The organism is Dictyobacter sp. Z7_2 (assembly GCF_057551105.1).
Genome location: NZ_BAAJPE010000002.1, coordinates 4391728 through 4407814, shown reverse-complemented (window position 1 = coordinate 4407814; position 16087 = coordinate 4391728). Strand labels below are relative to the sequence as shown.

Sequence of the window (16087 nt, the reverse complement as noted above, 5' to 3'; positions counted from 1 at the left end):
GGTCTAAGGTGAGATAAAAAACAAGCAAGATAAATCTGAGAGGAAAAACAACTATGGCTGTAGTAGCAGTTATCGGGGCACAATGGGGCGATGAAGGCAAAGGGAAAATTGTTGACGAGCTGTCGACACGTGCGGATTATGTGGTACGTTATCAAGGCGGCAACAATGCGGGCCATCGCGTCGTTCACGGAGGAGGAGAATTCTCCTTTCATCTTGTGCCATCGGGCATCTTATTTCCGAACACGATCTGTATCATCGGGAACGGAGTGGTAGTAGATCCCAAAGGTCTGCTCGAAGAGATGCAGCTCTTACAGCAGCAAGGCATAGATATTTCACGCCTGTATATCAGCGAGCGAGCGCACGTCGTGATGCCCTATCACATCGTACTCGATCGCCTGGAGGAGGAGTCGCGTCTGGGAGAAGGCGAGCCCCTGGAGGGGACACCACGGGGGATTGCTCCCGCGTATGTCGATAAACATGCACGCTCGGGTATCCGCATCGCCGAGCTCCTCGATGTGGATGCGTTCCGCGCTAAATTATCTCTGGTACTCCAGCAGAAGAACCGCATGATCACGCAGATCTATGGACATCCAGCCCTCTCACTGGAAGAGATCCACGGAGAATATTTCAAGTACGGACAACAATTGCAATCGCATATCGCCGATACGCAGCAGATGCTTCATGACGCGCTCTTTGATCACAAAACCATCTTGCTCGAAGGGGCACAGGGAGCCCTCCTCGACATCGACTTCGGCACCTATCCCTACGTCACCTCATCATCGACTATGGCCGCCAACGCCGCCGTCGGAGCCGGATTGCCTCCACGCAGCATCGATCGCGTCGTCGGCATCTTCAAAGCCTACACCACCCGCGTCGGCAGCGGTCCCATGCCCACCGAGATCTTTGACTCCCATACCAGCGACATCCTGCGCGAGCGCGGACACGAAGCCAAATCCAACAACGGTCGCGAGCGCCGCTGCGGCTGGTTCGATGGCGTCGCCGGACACTTTATCGCTCAGATCAACGGCTTCGACGCCGCCGTCATCACCAAACTCGACGTCCTCGACACCCTCCCAAGCATCAAGATCTGCACCGCTTACAGCCTGCGCGGACAAATCATCCATAACCTGCCAGCGATCCCTAACGACCTCGCCGCCTGCGAGCCCATCTATGAAGAGGTCGCCGGCTGGCAATGCAGCACCACCGATATCACCGAGTACGATGATCTGCCTGCCGCCGCCAAAAACTACCTGAAGCGCATCGAAGAAATTATAGAGACACCTATAGTGATGATCTCCGTCAGCCCCGAGCGCAACAAGACCATCCAGCTTCAGGACGTCCTTGCCGAACCCGCACGCGACGAAAATTATCCCAGAAACTCGATGCGCTAGTAGCGTCGTACCCTTGGGTACGATGTCCCACTCAACGTACGATCAAGCTCCCCAGCGTGGTGTGCCGGGATGCTGCTGTCTCGTACGAGAAACTGGGACATCGTACCCTTGGGTACGACGCTACGGGGTGGCTTTGTCCCAGCTGATGTCGATCTCGTCGTAGCGCTTGACCTTATATATAATGGTCGATATAAGCCAGCTGGCGATGAAGACTCCAAAGATGATGATGCCAAGCAGGCCGAATTGACCGTCGAGGACGTCGATCTGGTCCCAGAAGGGGCCACGGAGATGCATCTCGGTGGCGACGATGCTGAGAGCTTCAATGCCTCCGACAATCAGGGCAACGAGGACTGAGATAAAGGTGATGTTGAGGTTGTAGTAGAGTTTACGCATCGGTTTGACGAAGGCCCAACCATAAGCTCCAAGCATCAGGACGCTATCGGTCGTATCCATCAGGGTCATGCCGGCGGTGAAGAGGGCGGGAAAGATCAGGATGGCTGCGATCGGGACTCCATGGCCGGCGCTAAAGGCGGCAATCCCCAGGAGACCAACCTCGGTAGCGGTATCGAATCCCAGGCCGAAGAGCACGCCAATGGGATACATCTTCCAGCTACGATCGGTCATCTTGAGCAGGGGACGAAAGAAGCGTCCCATGAGTCCACGTTTATTCAAAGATTCATCCAGGATCGTGTCGTTATATGTGCCACCTTGCCTCACCTCGTGAAACGTCCGATAGACGTCGACCAGGATCACGATGTTGATGCCCGCGATGATTAACAGGAAAAATGCTGAGACGCTGGTACCTATCAATCCACCGATATCCTTGAGCCGGTCGAAGTTGTTCAGGGCGACTGCGGCAAATGCTAGCAAGACAGTTAAGACGATAACGATGGTGGAATGCCCAAGCGAGAAGAAGAAACCAACTCCAATCGGCCGTTGCTTCTCTTGCATCAGCTTGCGGGTAACGTTATCTATCGCCGAGATATGATCTGCGTCAAAGGCGTGGCGCAGGCCAAAGGTATAGGCGGTGAAGGATAGAGCTAATAAGTCTGGACGGCTATGAAATAAAGAGAAGGCAAGTAGCCAGACCAGCACGTTATAGGCGATCAGGAACACAAAAATACCGACCACTCTGCGACGCACATCAGGCGAGCTCTGCTGATAGACCCGCGAAAGTGCAGCCAGACCAAAGTTACTACTCATGAAACCTCCAGGTGACGATTGAGCATGAGGGCCTAAGCAGCTCCGTCCAACAATCCTCAGTGATCTGCGGAGCACGACCTAAAGCTGTCCCATTGAAAATGGTACGTAGAGAGTATACGCGCAAAAAAAAGTAATTGCAAATGATTTGCAATTACTTAAATTTCCTAATAACAAAAGTTGTGTGGGAACTTTTACAGCAGCTTCATCGTCATTCAACTAAGAATATCTCTATGAGACACGGGCGGTTGATCGTAGATAGAGGAGATATTCGTTAAAGGAGTCTGTCATGATAAAACGGCGACTACTCACCACTCTGTTCATCATACTTACGATGGCGGGCACATGCATCCTTTTCCTGGCAATCCCAGGCGCTTCCGCAGCTCCGATTGCAACCGATTGCGGAGAGGTCGATTCCCACGGTGGTCCCCCATATACTCCCAACGCAAACAGAATTGAACGATGCTTCTGGCTGGCTACACAGATTTGCGCCAATAAGACGCTGACATTTCATGTGATGGGGATCGATACTGGTTCGACCAGAAAGTTCTGGATCTCTCCCACGTGTCAAATTCATGAGTCGCTTTATACGTACATGGTACCAGCATTCCATCATTTCATAGCCGATATCGCCTGCAATCAGGCCAGGCTCTTGAGCGATGGCCTTCATATCCTTGGGTGTAAGGGCGATCCATCCATCTTCATTCCTTATCAGTAGGACACTTAGCGCGCCAGAGAGCAAGATCTCTGCTCTCTGGTCAACCTGAATTATGCCGTCACCCCGGCGTCGACAGTAATCACCTGACCAGTGATGCTCTCATTACAGGCCAGCATCACATAGACAGCCGCAACGTCATCCAGATCGGCCGCTTTCTTGAGCGCAGCTTGTCGGGTGACCAATTGGAGTTGTTCAGCGGTAAAATGTACGTTCCAGCGTGTGGCAAGAAAACCTGGCGCCACGGCGTTGACGCGGATATCTGGTCCCAGCGCGACCGCCAGGCATTTGGTGAGGTGAATTGTTCCCGCTTTGGAGACGGCATAGGCAATACTACTGCCACCACCAGCGCGAATCCCAGATATGGAGGCCGTATTGATTACCTGGCCGCCTCCATTTTGTCTCATGATCGGCACGGCTGCCTGCGTCGTGAAAAAGGGAGCTTTGGTGTTGACGTTGAGGACCGTATCCCAATCATCTTCCGTAGGCTTATCAATCTGTGCAAAGGGCACGGCTCGCGTAGTGCCAGCATTGTTAATCAACAGATCCAGCCGTCCAAAGTGTGCGGCGACATGCTCAACCATCTGCTTGCTCTCAGCCACGGCAGTGGGAGCGTTCAAGTCAGCCTGCACCGCCAGCGCCTGTACGCCTATCTCCTGCAACATCCGGACAGTGTCAGTCGCATCATCTTTAGAATGAGAGTATCCAACCGCAATATGCATCCCTTTATGAGCCAGGTGCTGCGCAATTGTCCGGCCAAGGCCAGTACCTCCACCCGTTATCAAAGCCACTTTTCCTGCTATATCCATATCTTTCTACCTTTTTATTTTAATGTAGCGCTTAGTCAAAGTTCATAGTGCCAATGTGGAACCTGAGACATGCATCCAAAGATCTCCGTGTAGCCGTGAGGCAACCAGGTCAGCCCACGTAGCAGCCAGGTAATTCACTTGTTCTACAGCATAACAGAGTCTGATGTATCGAACAAGGCAGAGTAGACAAAAGGAATTCCTCAATCAGTAATTTGGGGTTCATCAGATATTATAGGTAGATCTGGATTAACAGGAGTACCAACGATACTCTTCCTCTGGATACGATTGATGAGGGCTTCGATATCCACCAGGAGAACGCTTCCACACAGCAAGAACAGAGGGAGCAGTTTACTTATCACCATCAATTCCCAGCCTGATACGTCAGGCAGCCAGCCGAGAACTTTCACGTTGAGCACGTCGATATGAAAGAGGCTCAAGATAACAAAGCAGCTTGGCAGGCAGATGAGCAGGCAGCAGATGATGGAGAAGCGGGTCTGGAATTCTGGCAGGAGGACGACGCAGATACATAGGACGTAGGCTAAAATGGACCATTGATATTCATAGACTTGCTCATAAAAGCAGAGATAGTAAACAATCGTAAAAAAGATCGCTTTGCTGATATGGATACGTCGCAATGAGCTTAAAAAAATGACTCCTAGCAGGGCGCTATATTGGATAATCTTGTAGACGAAATCAGGCCAGTCGGTGAGAGGGCTAAAGCGTAGCAGCGCGTTTAAGGTGATGATCTGATTCGGTCCCGCCTTCGCCGATGAAAAAAAATTGGCCAGTAAGTTATCGACGTAATAGGTCCCCAGGCCATTGAACCAGAAGATGGCTGTGTAGACAACAAAAAGCATCAGACCAAGTCCAGCGATCAGCCAGTGGCGCTTAAAAAAGAGGGCAAAGACAAACAGCGCTCCCACAGGCTTTATCAGCAGGCCCAGCGTGTAGTACATGCTGCTCCCCAGACGAGATTGACCTTTGACCAGCGTGATCAAAAAGAGTAGCAGAAATATATTTAAGACAAATTGAAATTGTCCGGCAGCCAGTTCTAAATAGATGCTGAAATTTGCGAGTAAGAGGAAGACAGCAAATTGAATATATTTATAGGTACGAAAACTCCAATAAAAATAGTCTATGACAATCAAGGAGAGCACAAGTTTGATGCCCAGCCAGACATATAACGCACGCACCGGCTCAAAAAGCATCAAAAATGATCCCAGCGTGAGCGTGAATAAGGGATGATAGACGTTCGGATTGGCAGATTCATTGTGCGCATACATCGATCCATCGGGGAGTGCCTCACCGGTCAGCGCACCACCATGCCAGAATGCCCAGGCTCCACGCGGTAGTTGATAAAAGTCGATCCCCCTGGCACCTATGTGCAACGCTGCACCAGAAAAAAAGAGGTCAAACCATCCGGTCTTGAAGGCTGATAGATAGAAAAGAAGATAGATCGCCAGGCCAAGATAGATTAATGCGTGCCCTTTGATATGCTTCAAAAGATCTCTCCTCTTGCGTAGCATAAAGTAGAACTGTCCTCACCATTGGAGCCAACATGTTTACACATCTTCGCACGACTCGTGCTCATTGGTCAAGCATTTCTCCCTTATATCTCATCTTTTGCTCACCTCTCCCACGTTATACATATATGACGATGTGAAAATAAGGATGTATAATACAAGCAAATTACCATCGCCGTTGAAATAGCTGTCTATTCTTATCGCTTGAGGAGAAGTATATGACCACACAACAAGAACAGCAAGAGGCGCAAAAGGAAATGTTCATCAATATAAGAAAACTGGCAGCTCTGGATATCTCGATTCACGGTCGCTGGATTATTCTGGCAGAGTTTGCCTTTGGAGTGGTTGTCAGTGGCTTGCTGGGTATCTATACCCTGTACACCTTTTTCAGCAATAGTGACAGTCCCATTCTTCTGCTGATCATAGGCATTGTACTCTCGTGGATCACGCTCAACTATATACCCATGTTGCTCTATGCCATCAGCATCATCAAGCACAAAAGTGCTGCGCGAGAAGCAGCGTTTGAGCCGATACACAGGGTAAAGTCGATGCACAAGTATGCCATTCAATCAATATTTTTGATGCTCCCACTGGTGATTCCGATCCTTGCCATCTATCAGGAAGTCAAGCCTGAGACACGGCAGCAGGTACAATCACAGGATAGGTACGTAAACGATATATAGAGGGCACGAGAGAAGATAGTCAATACATAATAATAGTTTCACAGCCGCTCATGAGAGCGGCTGTTGTCTCAGACGCTGGCCAGGCTGATTGCCAACAAGGATTCAGGAAACTGGCAACTCAGTTGCGTTGAGTAGTGCCCTGGAGCTAATTCAACCGTTACAATATGTGGTGGGGCCGGCGGCTTCACCTGTTGATCAGCCATAAGATCATCTCCTGATGTTAAGAAGAATGCTGTAACAAAAATGCCTGGACTTCGTCTCCAGTTGGGAGGGACGGAATAGCTCCACGCTGCGTGGTGGCGAGCGCTCCTACCGCGTTCCCTAATGCTAGAGCTTTTTCTATCGATGACGTATCAAGTTGAAGATCTGCGTCAAGCAAGCCGGAGAGCATACCAGCAACAAAACCATCGCCGGCTCCCGTGGTGTCGATGGCGTTGACAGTAAAGCCGGGTAGATGTCCACTCTCCGTGGCGGTATAGTAACTACAGCCAGCACTGCCCTGCGTGACAATTAGCAGTTGCAGGCTCTTGGACCAGAGTGAGCACACGCCATCTGCGATCGTATCTTTGCCGCTCAGGAAGGATAGCTCTTCTTCGCTCACCTTGATTAGATCAGCATAGTGCCAGGCATCCAGGATACCGGCGCGAGCGGCTTCAGCCGAGGACCAGAGCGGGAGCCGGAGATTTGGATCGTAGGAGATAAGTGCTCCACCTTCTTTGGCGTAGCGCAAGGCGGTAAGTGTCGAGCTGCGACTGGGTTCGTTGATCAGCGAGATGGATCCGTAGTGAAAAATACGAGCCGAGGATAAGAAATCTGCATCCTCGGCTCGAAACTGCCAGGTCATATCGGCGCTTGGATGTCGATAGAACATGAAGTCACGCTCACCGTTGGCGAGCAATGAGACAAAGGCTAATGCAGTACGTTCCTGTTCGGAAAAGCTTAGACCACGCACATCCACCCCGTTGGTTTGGAGGATATCAGCGAGAAAGTGACCAAACTCATCGTCTCCGACTTGTCCAATAAAAGCGGTACTCCTACCCAGGCGCGCCAGACCTACGGCGACGTTAGCAGGAGCACCTCCAGGCGCCTTCTTAAATGTGATTGACTGAGCAAGCGTCGCTCCACTTTCCAGAGAGACAAAGTCGATGAGCAATTCACCACAGGTGATAACGTCCATAAAACCGGTTCCTCTTCTCGTAACACGGAACGTTTTACGCTCCCGTAAAGTTTGTAAATAAAGTCAATGCATAAAAGTTGTATTGGAGGCGTCCATCCCAATAGGGTGACATGTCCACCGACGTAGCGGCGCGGCTCCGCCGTGCTGTCTGTAGCTCGTATGGCAACGTTGCCCATGGCGTTCCATTGAGAGACGCACCCAGGCCGCATCATACGAGCCACAGACAGCACGGCGGAGCCGCGCCGCTACGTCTGCTTGCTTGATCCCTTTGGGGTGATGCTTCCTTCACGTAACAATATTGTACGCACACGTTTATGTGCGGATTTTTATTCGCCGTTGGGCAGGATCTGCGTTTTCACGCCCTCGCCACGTCTGACGATATCGAGTGCCTGCGAAAAACCATCCAGAGGAAGAGCTTTCGTGAGCATGGTTTTGGTGTCGATGGCTCCTCCGCTGACAAGGTCGACGGCCTGTTGATAAGAGTTCAGGATCGCCATTGAGCCGACGATGGTGATCTCTTCGTTATAGATGCGGAACGGAGATAGGGCGACGCGAGCCTCCTGTGGAGCGACTCCGAACACCATGAACTTTCCTCCGCGCCGGACTGCGGTGAAGGCTGACTCAATCGCTCGCGAGACTCCTGTGGCGTCAACGACGCAATCGAAGCCGAGAGGCTCATCTGCCAGCAGCGCCTCAATCGAGGTTGCGGTACGATCCGCGCCGAGCTTTCTGGCAGTTTCGAGACGCTGCTCATTGAGATCCATCATGGCGACGCGTGACGCGCCTCCGCGCAGGAGAAGTTGCAGGAGCAGTAAACCCATGGTGCCAGCTCCAACGATCAGCATGCTCTCGCCCAGCTTTGGTTCGAGTCGATGAGCACCGTGGACAGCACAGGCGACTGGCTCAATTAAGGCCGCCTCACGAAACGTGATCCGATCAGGAATCTGGTAGGCATTCGCAAATGGCACGGCCACATATTCGGCAAAAGCGCCGCTGACAGTGTCCCCAATCGCCTGCCAATTCTCGCACATATTCCCATGTCCAGTGTGACAGAAGAAGCAATGTCCACAGTAGAGCGATGGATCAACGGCGACCCGGCTCCCGATCACCAACGGCCTATTTTTATCATTCAGGTTCTGGACATTGCTTCCCAACGCGACAACCTCGCCGGCAAACTCGTGTCCCGGCACGATCGGATAAGGTGTGGGAGGAAATTCTCCCTGGGCAATATGCAGGTCGGTACCACAGATACCACATGCTCCCACCTTGATGATCAGTTCGTCGGGCTTCGGCGTTGGATCGGCAACGTTTCCGACACGAATCTCTCCAGGTTTATCAATAATAACTGCACGCATGCTTCATCCTCTTTCACTACTTGTATAATACTCTATCCACAAAAAAATCTCCGTCCCCACTATTTTACCGCACCACCAGTCAACCCGCGAACCAGATGCTTCTGAGCATAGATGCCTAGAATCACGGGGACAATAATAATCGCGGTCGCCAGGGCTGAGACTTTTGCGAGGAATAATCCCTGGTTGCTAGAGAAGACTGCGACCATGATGGGTAGCGTCGGCGCATCGGTATAGGTTAAGGTGACGGCAAAGAAAAAGTCGTTCCAGGCAAAGATGATGGAGAGTAAGGCCGCCGCCGCCAGGCCGGGAGCCGCCATCGGGACCACGATACTGATAATCGTCCGCAGCGTAGAACTGCCATCCAGCCAGGCACCTTCCAGGACCTCCAGAGGCAGATCGATAAAGTAAGAGCGAGCCATCCAGATGATCAGGGGCAGGTTCATCGATGTGTAGACCAGCACCAGGGTAAAGACATTATCCAATAAGTTAAGGCGCGTGAAAATCACATAGAGCGGAATGAGGATGGCCGCAAAGGGCATAAAACGCGTCGAGAGCACAAAAAAGAGCATGTCGTTGGACGATTTTTTGCGCATCTGAAAGACCATACAATACGCTGCGGGCACGCCTAAGATCAGGGCAATCGCCGTCGAGACCAGCGAGGCAATCGCGCTATTGAATAGATAGGCGGCGAAGCCTGAATTTACTACCAGCGCGAATTGATCCAGCGTTGGTTGGAAAAACAGCGTCGGCGATGATGAATAGGCGTCTGCCTCTTGCTTAAAGCCCGTAATGACCATCCAGATCACCGGGAAGATTAATAGCAGGACCAGCAGATAGGTGAGCACAGACAAAAATGGCGCTGAGATTCTTCTAAAAAATGTCATGTGTTAGCCCCTTTCATCCGGCGTATTATCGGCAGTCACGCGGAGCATCCCTCTGGCGGCAAAGATCGCAATGATCACTCCAATCACGCCCAGCGTCGCGGCCTGACCGATCTGAAATGAGGTGAAGGCCGTAGAATAGGTATAATAAGGCAGCGTATTTGTCGCCACACCAGGTCCACCGCCAGTTGTCAGGTAGATCTCACCAAAGGTCTGAAAGATAAAGATCGTTCCAAAGAGAATCGCTACCTCGTAGGAGCGTCGCAACAACGGGAACACGATACGGATAAAAGTCGTCAAAGCATTTGCGCCATCGACCCTCGCCGCCTCCAAAACTTCATCCGGTACGGCCTGGAGACCCGCCAGGAGCACCAGCATCACAAAAGGAGTCCATTCCCAGGCCACAATCAGCGTCACACTCTCCAACGGAAATGAAGAGAACCAGGCCACAGCAGGCAAACCAGCCGACTTAAAGATCCAATCGATCAAGCCAAAGTCAGGACTCAGCAGGAGGTTTTTCCAGACCAGAGCCATCACGGCCGGCGTCACCAGGAACGGGATCGTCGCAGCGCCACGCAAGACGCTTTTCCCCCAGATGGGACGGTTCAAGAGCAACGCTAAGATGGTTCCACCGATCAGCGCCAGAGCAATCGCTCCCACGACCAGTTCCAGCGTATGACCCATCACCGGCCAGAAGTTGACATCACCAAAAAGCATATGAACATAGTTGGACAAGCCGACCAGATTAAAGCCTGCCGCTGGCTGCAAAAGACTCCAGGAGTGCAGACTGTACCAGATGGTCAACAAGAAGGGGATCTGGGTCATTACAAGCATAAAGACAAGCGCTGGAATATACAGCCATAACACCTTACGGCGCTGAGACATTGGCTTCCGAGCCATTCTCACACGCTCCTCAGTTGTCACCGTACCGTTGGCAGCCTTGAGAGCATTGGTCGACTCAGCTCGCTGAAGAGCCAACGCATGTTGCTTCATCGTAAAGCCATCCTCACTCATGGCCAAACCTTTCTTTTTGTCTGCGTACCGAACAAATCCGAAAATGTTTGAGCGAGGCCGTCTATCATCAAGATGATAAACAGCCTCCTCGTTACAGGCGCAGAAAACAGTATTAGTAGCCAGCAGTGTTACTCTTGTTCACTTGCGATGATAATAGTTGATCAGATTGCTTTAAGGCAGCGGCAACCGTCATTTTTCCGGCAATGACAGCGGAGATATTCTCGCTGATCTGTTGACCCACATCCTCAAATTGCGGGATACCCACAAATTGCACGCCATGATACGGGACCGGCTGGAGGGTTGGCTGATTTGGGGTCGTCGTATTAATCGAATCCAGCGTAAGTGCAGCAAATGGAGACGCCTTCTGGTAATCGGCGTTCTGATAGATCGAAGTGCGGGTACCAGGAGGAACGTTGGCCCAACCAAAGGTTTTGCCAGCCAGGGTCAGATACTGAGGACTGGTCGCCCAGGTAAGAAACTGGAAGGCAGCATCCTTGTTGTGGCTGGAATTGACGATGCCCAGAGCCCAGGCCCAGAGCCAGCGGCTACCGTTAGTCGTCACCTCGGTTGGTGCATAGGCATAGCCAACATTACCTGCGATCTTAGAGGTCGAAGGGGACTCAAGCGAGCCACCAAAGGAGGTCGCATCATAGAACATAGCGGCCTTACCCTGAGTCATCAAGCTCAAGCACTCCTCCCAACCAGCGGTGGAAGCGCCTGATTCACCGTAGTTCTTCAGCAGATTGACGTAGGTGGTGACCGCCTTCGTGACGGCAGGAGTCGAAAGCTGAGGAGTCCAATTTTCGTCGAACCAACGACCGCCGAAGGTATTGATCACCGTATTCAGCGGAGCCAGATTCATACCCCAGCCCGCCTGACCACGTAACGCGATCCCGACTGTCCCGGTAGAAGGATCATTCAATTCTTTGGCAAAGGTGGCAATCTGATCCCACGTCGGATGCAAAGGCATGGTCAGATTATGGCTGGCAAATATTTTCTTATTGTACATCAACATGCTACTCTCACCATAAAATGGCAGGGCATAGGGATTGTTTTGGTACGAGAGCGATGCCATCACAGGTTTGAGCAGATCATCATAATTGTAACTACTCTTGTCAGAGGCCGACATCTTATCAAGATACGGCGTCAGATTCGCAGCCCAGCCGTTGTGAGCCCAGATCGGAGTGTCATAACTTCCGATGGTCGCAATATCAAACTTGCCAGCATTCGTCGCCACATCTTGCGTGACTTTGGTACGCAAATCATCCTCGGGCAGAGTCACAAACTTCACTTTAATATTGGGATGATCCTTCTGGAATACCTGCGTCGTTAACTGTTCCATCTGCACCATCTGAGAATTGTTGACGGTACCGACGGTCAGCGTAACCGTATTCCCGGAGGAGGTCTGACTCGCTGGGGAACAGGCCGCGATGGTCATCAAAAACATGCTGCATACCGTGAGAACAGAAAAAATGCGCAAAAATCTCTTCATTTCGAATACCTACTTCCAAGACTGGTATATAAAACGAGACGATACAATGAGGGCGCTACTACAGGGACAGAAAATGGATCTCCATGCCTGCTGCACATGGCAGATGGATAGCATTCTCTCTACTAAAGAGGCGAAAAAGGGCAAAAAATCGTCATGAGTCCTTCCTTCAGATAATGTTGCCTGGAGTGATCTTCATGGATACAGTGCACGCCGTGACCGATCAAAGAAGTATGCGAACCTTCAATGAAACCGTATCCTGGAGGCTTCTAGAGGTGTAGTGTAGCAATACGTGTAGAAAAGAACACACCTTAAAACAATCAAAGCGACTCTTCACTACAGCAGATAATCAAAAATATATTGCTTCTTTGCACATGAGCTAAGATGAAATAACTCATCCTGGCCTACTCCTGCCTCATCACCCATTGATGAATTGCAAAACCAACGTCGCTAACGAGAAAACCAGTGAAACGATTAGCTAATCGTTTCACTAACCATACCATACGATATTCATGCTTGTCAAGGCCACAAAAGAGAGAAATTCACGCAGTGGAGCAAGCGCCCAAAACCCGCGCTTGACATAAATCTAACATCCATGATATATCTTCAGTGTAACGATTAGCTAAAACGATGGCATTCGTGACGCAAAAAACCAAAGGATTTTTAAATATGGAGAAGTCAGCCGATCATCCTCCAACGATTAAGGATGTCGCGCTCCGGGCAGAGGTATCCGTAGCCACTGTATCAGCCGTGCTTAACGCCAACAAGTATGTGAGTCCCGAACTAGCACAACGCGTCCGTGAGAGTATCAAGGCGCTAGGATATGAACGCAACAGCTTCGCTCAAGGCTTAAAAACACAGGTCAGCCATACCATCGGCCTGATCATTTCCGATATTACCAATCCTTTCTTCACCAGCGTCGTGCGAGGCGTAGAAGACGTCGCGAACGCTCAAAACTATTCACTGATCCTTGGCAATACCGACGAGGACATCAAAAAGGAGATGAGCTATCTCAACCTCCTGGAGAACAAACGCGCCGATGGCTTGATCGTCGCCCTGACAAATGGCAATCACGACTACCTGCGCACCTGGCCGAGACATCATCTGCCACTTGTCAGCATTGATCGCTCCCTATTCAAAGCCGGCATCGACGCAGTTCTCGTCGACAACATCGCGGGAGCCCGGCAGGCGGTAGAGCATCTTATCAGCCTGCATCATCGACGCATTGGGATCGTCACCGGCATCGCAGGCATCACCACCACCGAAGAACGTCTAATCGGCTATAAGCAAGCCCTTGAGGCTCATCATATCCCCTTCGATCCCGAGCTCGTCGCGGAAGCCAATTCGCGCATCGATGGCGGAGAAAAAGCGACGCTCCACATTTTGTCCCGGCCTGAGCGCCCGACAGCCCTGTTTGTCATGAACGGCTTGATGGTCATCGGCGCGCTACAAGCCATCAATAAGCTCGGCCTGCGCTGCCCCCAGGATATCGCATTGGTCGGCTTCGATAATCTCGAATGGGCTTCTGTGGTCTATCCCAGGCTCACGACCATCAGCCAGCCAACTTACGAGATAGGCCAACAGGCTGCATATCTGCTCTTCGAGCGTATGAAGAATCGACAGGCATCTCCCAGAGAGATACGTCTGGCACCGACACTGATCGTACGTGAGTCGTGTGGTGCCACGCTGCAAACACAAACAGGGACTTGAATAGATATACGAAGAGTAGAGGCTGTTTACTCGTTAGCATTATCAAGGATATCCCGGGTCGTGCGCAGGCGACCAATTTTCGGAAAGATGTAACTCTGAACGTATTCATGCTCAGCTTGCGTAAAGGCAGTCATAGCATCGCTGGCAAAAATGATGTTATAGTTATGCTGAAATGCTTCTCTGGCTGTCGTGTCCACGCCGATGCCGGAAGAGATGCCACAAAGCACCAGCGTTGTGATGCCTCGACGGCGGAGCTGCAAATCAAGATCTGTGCCGTAAAAAGCACCCCATTGCTTCTTGGTCACAATATGGTCCGTACTATTGGCACCAAGTTCAGGCACGATCTCATGCCAGCCATCCACAAAATTCATGTTCGGCGGCTCCTGATCCAGGAGAGGCTGTACCATGTCTTTTCCATCATTGGTCGACACGTGTACCAGCGCCACAAAGGCATGGTGCGTATGGAAAGCCTCCACCAGCGTGGCGGCATGCGCCACAACCTGCTCTCCCGAATAGGGAGCATATTGATTGCTTCTGATCCATTGCTGTAGATCAATCACAACGAGAGCTGTGGTATTCCAATCGAAAAGTTGCGTCATGAAAGGATACTCCTTCTAGTATAAATAGACTTTTTAGTAGCGCGCATTGAGAGCGGTCACCTCTGGCAACATCACCTGCACCGCATCGCTAGTGTATATTGAGCATGGCTGCTATACTAGATGAGAAATTATCATAGGAGCAAAACTCCTGGGATAGAGCTGATACAGTCTAGAAAGAAGGGGCCGGGGAGCAAATGAGCTTGGAGCAGCAAGATCAGCGACGTTTGCAAGAGCTAGGAGATTTCTTGCAGACACGCAGGAAGCGCATGACGCCAGAACAGGTTGGGTTGCCAGCGGGAGGAAGGCGTCGCACGCCAGGACTTCGGCGGGAGGAAGTTGCTCAGTTGGCAGGCGTCAGTGTTGACTGGTATACCTGGCTGGAGCAGGGACGTTCGATCATGGTCTCGACTCAGGTCCTGGAGTGTCTGGTACATGCCTTACGTCTCGATGGTAACGAGAGAGAACATCTTTTCTTTTTAGCCCATCAACAGCCTCCGCCAGAAAGAACTCCCTCACAGCAGACAGTAAGTGTAGCGGTCCAGCACTTTCTCGACCATCTGGGTGCCATTCCCGCCTATGTGACCAGTGAGTATTGGGACATCCTGGCATGGAATGAGGCTGCATGCGCTGTCTTTGGAGACTTCCGCCAGATGACTCCACACGAACGCAATGTGGTCTGGCGCATATTTCTGTCGCCAGACCATCGACGGATGGTCGTGGATTGGGAAGAGCACGCGAGGCATATCCTGGCACAGTTTCGCGCCAGTTGCGGGCGCTTCCCTGATGATCCACAACTGACAGAGCTACGGGACGATCTGATGAAGCAGAGTCCCGAATTTCGCTCCTGGTGGCCAGAGCATGAGGTTCTACGCATTACTGAGGGTGAAAAAATCCTTAATCATCCACAGGCAGGACATCTGGTATTTGAACACCTCACATTTCAGGTCTATGATGCACCTGAATTAAAGATGACAACCTATACGCCAGTAGATAATACAGGAACATCCGCAAAGCTTTGCCAGCTGCTTCAGAGATCTACGCCTCCGGTTGAGGATCTTTTTTAGGATGCTCGTTGACTTTATGGGGAGCCCTTGAAGTCATGGGATCAATCGGGCCATTTTCCATGTCACCCTGCTCCCGTGGACGATCCATATCGCCAATATTCTTATTGGGTTGCCCGGGATTACGTCCACCTAACGTCCCTTGCGCAGGCATATCCGATGCGTTGATATTCCCCAAAGTGTTCTCCTGATTGGTAGCATGCGCATCGACATTTTTCACGTCTTCGCCCTCCTCTGGAGCAGATCCATGACCAATGGGCGCCCCTCCATTGGGGATATTGCCACCGCCAGCACCTGCCAATCCACCTTCCTGCTGTGTATAGCGACGATCATCCTTACGTACTTTTTCCTCGTCAGCACCCATGGTCAAAACCCATCCTTTCGGCATCTCTATATTTGACTATAAGAATATCTCTAATAACATAGCATCCTCCCTCAGATACGTAATCAGCCAGTGGAACGTTTCGAATCGCTCTCTTG

At 51.2% G+C, this 16087-nt stretch carries 17 protein-coding genes; 6 read left to right on the top strand and 11 right to left on the bottom strand.

Annotation, left to right across the window (positions count from 1 at the left end; all coding sequences use genetic code 11):
- Positions 1–53 precede the first annotated feature (53 nt).
- Complete coding sequence (locus AC27N8_RS31840) at positions 54–1391, top strand: adenylosuccinate synthase (RefSeq protein ID WP_487073111.1); 1338 nt, start codon at positions 54–56, stop codon at positions 1389–1391.
- Positions 1392–1511: 120 nt separating this feature from the next.
- Here AC27N8_RS31840 and AC27N8_RS31835 read toward each other — a convergent pair whose 3' ends face one another.
- Positions 1512–2594 carry a HoxN/HupN/NixA family nickel/cobalt transporter gene (locus AC27N8_RS31835; RefSeq protein WP_487073109.1) on the bottom strand — a complete coding sequence of 361 codons (1083 nt, stop codon included), beginning with the start codon at positions 2592–2594 and terminating at the stop codon, positions 1512–1514.
- Between the two features lie 286 nt (positions 2595–2880).
- Between AC27N8_RS31835 and AC27N8_RS31830 the strand changes: the two genes are divergently transcribed.
- Positions 2881–3309 (top strand): hypothetical protein, encoded by a 429-nt coding sequence (locus AC27N8_RS31830; protein WP_487073107.1) that lies wholly within the window; start codon positions 2881–2883, stop codon positions 3307–3309.
- Between the two features lie 50 nt (positions 3310–3359).
- Here the strand turns inward: AC27N8_RS31830 and AC27N8_RS31825 are convergent, their stop codons facing one another.
- Together AC27N8_RS31825 and AC27N8_RS31820 are read right to left on the bottom strand one after the other, a co-directional pair.
- A complete protein-coding gene (locus AC27N8_RS31825) occupies positions 3360–4115 on the bottom strand; it encodes an SDR family NAD(P)-dependent oxidoreductase (protein WP_487073105.1) in 756 nt (251 codons plus the stop codon).
- A gap of 200 nt (positions 4116–4315) precedes the next feature.
- Complete coding sequence (locus tag AC27N8_RS31820) at positions 4316–5617, bottom strand: hypothetical protein (protein WP_487073103.1); 1302 nt, start codon at positions 5615–5617, stop codon at positions 4316–4318.
- Between the two features lie 239 nt (positions 5618–5856).
- Between AC27N8_RS31820 and AC27N8_RS31815 the strand changes: the two genes are divergently transcribed.
- Positions 5857–6321: a hypothetical protein gene (locus tag AC27N8_RS31815; RefSeq protein WP_487073101.1), complete on the top strand. Its 465-nt coding sequence runs from the start codon at positions 5857–5859 to the stop codon at positions 6319–6321.
- Between the two features lie 68 nt (positions 6322–6389).
- On the opposite strand, the gene AC27N8_RS31810 is transcribed toward AC27N8_RS31815, so the two are convergent.
- Both AC27N8_RS31810 and AC27N8_RS31805 read right to left on the bottom strand, forming a co-directional pair.
- Positions 6390–6524 carry a hypothetical protein gene (locus AC27N8_RS31810; protein WP_487073099.1) on the bottom strand — a complete coding sequence of 45 codons (135 nt, stop codon included), beginning with the start codon at positions 6522–6524 and terminating at the stop codon, positions 6390–6392.
- 17 nt (positions 6525–6541) lie between these two features.
- Positions 6542–7498 carry a PfkB family carbohydrate kinase gene (locus tag AC27N8_RS31805; RefSeq protein ID WP_487073097.1) on the bottom strand — a complete coding sequence of 319 codons (957 nt, stop codon included), beginning with the start codon at positions 7496–7498 and terminating at the stop codon, positions 6542–6544.
- Between the two features lie 110 nt (positions 7499–7608).
- Between AC27N8_RS31805 and AC27N8_RS31800 the strand changes: the two genes are divergently transcribed.
- A complete protein-coding gene (locus AC27N8_RS31800; RefSeq protein WP_487073095.1) occupies positions 7609–7761 on the top strand; it encodes a hypothetical protein in 153 nt (50 codons plus the stop codon).
- A 63-nt stretch (positions 7762–7824) separates the two neighbouring features.
- On the opposite strand, the gene AC27N8_RS31795 is transcribed toward AC27N8_RS31800, so the two are convergent.
- The 4 genes from AC27N8_RS31795 to AC27N8_RS31780 form a co-directional block, all read right to left on the bottom strand.
- Complete coding sequence (locus tag AC27N8_RS31795; protein WP_487073093.1) at positions 7825–8853, bottom strand: zinc-dependent alcohol dehydrogenase family protein; 1029 nt, start codon at positions 8851–8853, stop codon at positions 7825–7827.
- 59 nt (positions 8854–8912) lie between these two features.
- Positions 8913–9737 (bottom strand): carbohydrate ABC transporter permease, encoded by an 825-nt coding sequence (locus tag AC27N8_RS31790; protein ID WP_487073091.1) that lies wholly within the window; start codon positions 9735–9737, stop codon positions 8913–8915.
- A 3-nt stretch (positions 9738–9740) separates the two neighbouring features.
- Positions 9741–10748: a carbohydrate ABC transporter permease gene (locus AC27N8_RS31785; RefSeq protein WP_487073089.1), complete on the bottom strand. Its 1008-nt coding sequence runs from the start codon at positions 10746–10748 to the stop codon at positions 9741–9743.
- A gap of 112 nt (positions 10749–10860) precedes the next feature.
- The gene (locus AC27N8_RS31780; protein ID WP_487073087.1) at positions 10861–12195 is read right to left on the bottom strand and encodes an ABC transporter substrate-binding protein; all 1335 of its coding nucleotides are present in this window, start codon (positions 12193–12195) and stop codon (positions 10861–10863) included.
- Positions 12196–12906: 711 nt separating this feature from the next.
- Between AC27N8_RS31780 and AC27N8_RS31775 the strand changes: the two genes are divergently transcribed.
- Entirely contained in the window at positions 12907–13947 is a 1041-nt protein-coding gene (locus tag AC27N8_RS31775) for a LacI family DNA-binding transcriptional regulator (RefSeq protein WP_487073085.1), read from the top strand.
- A 26-nt stretch (positions 13948–13973) separates the two neighbouring features.
- Here AC27N8_RS31775 and AC27N8_RS31770 read toward each other — a convergent pair whose 3' ends face one another.
- Positions 13974–14546, bottom strand: coding sequence for an isochorismatase family protein (locus AC27N8_RS31770; RefSeq protein WP_487073083.1), 573 nt, complete (start codon positions 14544–14546; stop codon positions 13974–13976).
- Between the two features lie 200 nt (positions 14547–14746).
- Here AC27N8_RS31770 and AC27N8_RS31765 point away from each other — a divergent pair, with 200 nt between their 5' ends.
- Positions 14747–15610, top strand: coding sequence for a helix-turn-helix transcriptional regulator (locus AC27N8_RS31765; RefSeq protein WP_487073081.1), 864 nt, complete (start codon positions 14747–14749; stop codon positions 15608–15610).
- Here AC27N8_RS31765 and AC27N8_RS31760 read toward each other — a convergent pair.
- Positions 15582–15971: a hypothetical protein gene (locus AC27N8_RS31760; RefSeq protein ID WP_487073079.1), complete on the bottom strand. Its 390-nt coding sequence runs from the start codon at positions 15969–15971 to the stop codon at positions 15582–15584. The genes AC27N8_RS31765 and AC27N8_RS31760 overlap by 29 nt on opposite strands.
- Between the last annotated feature and the right edge of the window lie 116 nt (positions 15972–16087).

What these genes read in the sequence shown, in the direction of transcription:
- AC27N8_RS31790 (WP_487073091.1), bottom strand. Translation starts at nt 9,737, where the DNA reads ATGACATTTTTTAGAAGAATCTCAGCGCCATTTTTGTCTGTGCTCACC.
- AC27N8_RS31825 (WP_487073105.1), bottom strand. Translation starts at nt 4,115, where the DNA reads ATGGATATAGCAGGAAAAGTGGCTTTGATAACGGGTGGAGGTACTGGC.
- AC27N8_RS31795 (WP_487073093.1), bottom strand. Translation starts at nt 8,853, where the DNA reads ATGCGTGCAGTTATTATTGATAAACCTGGAGAGATTCGTGTCGGAAAC.
- AC27N8_RS31840 (WP_487073111.1), top strand. Translation starts at nt 54, where the DNA reads ATGGCTGTAGTAGCAGTTATCGGGGCACAATGGGGCGATGAAGGCAAA.
- AC27N8_RS31780 (WP_487073087.1), bottom strand. Translation starts at nt 12,195, where the DNA reads ATGTTTTTGATGACCATCGCGGCCTGTTCCCCAGCGAGTCAGACCTCC.
- AC27N8_RS31830 (WP_487073107.1), top strand. Translation starts at nt 2,881, where the DNA reads ATGATAAAACGGCGACTACTCACCACTCTGTTCATCATACTTACGATG.
- AC27N8_RS31775 (WP_487073085.1), top strand. Translation starts at nt 12,907, where the DNA reads ATGGAGAAGTCAGCCGATCATCCTCCAACGATTAAGGATGTCGCGCTC.
- AC27N8_RS31800 (WP_487073095.1), top strand. Translation starts at nt 7,609, where the DNA reads ATGTCCACCGACGTAGCGGCGCGGCTCCGCCGTGCTGTCTGTAGCTCG.
- AC27N8_RS31815 (WP_487073101.1), top strand. Translation starts at nt 5,857, where the DNA reads ATGACCACACAACAAGAACAGCAAGAGGCGCAAAAGGAAATGTTCATC.
- AC27N8_RS31810 (WP_487073099.1), bottom strand. Translation starts at nt 6,524, where the DNA reads ATGGCTGATCAACAGGTGAAGCCGCCGGCCCCACCACATATTGTAACG.
- AC27N8_RS31770 (WP_487073083.1), bottom strand. Translation starts at nt 14,546, where the DNA reads ATGACGCAACTTTTCGATTGGAATACCACAGCTCTCGTTGTGATTGAT.
- AC27N8_RS31760 (WP_487073079.1), bottom strand. Translation starts at nt 15,971, where the DNA reads ATGGGTGCTGACGAGGAAAAAGTACGTAAGGATGATCGTCGCTATACA.
- AC27N8_RS31785 (WP_487073089.1), bottom strand. Translation starts at nt 10,748, where the DNA reads ATGAGTGAGGATGGCTTTACGATGAAGCAACATGCGTTGGCTCTTCAG.
- AC27N8_RS31835 (WP_487073109.1), bottom strand. Translation starts at nt 2,594, where the DNA reads ATGAGTAGTAACTTTGGTCTGGCTGCACTTTCGCGGGTCTATCAGCAG.
- AC27N8_RS31805 (WP_487073097.1), bottom strand. Translation starts at nt 7,498, where the DNA reads ATGGACGTTATCACCTGTGGTGAATTGCTCATCGACTTTGTCTCTCTG.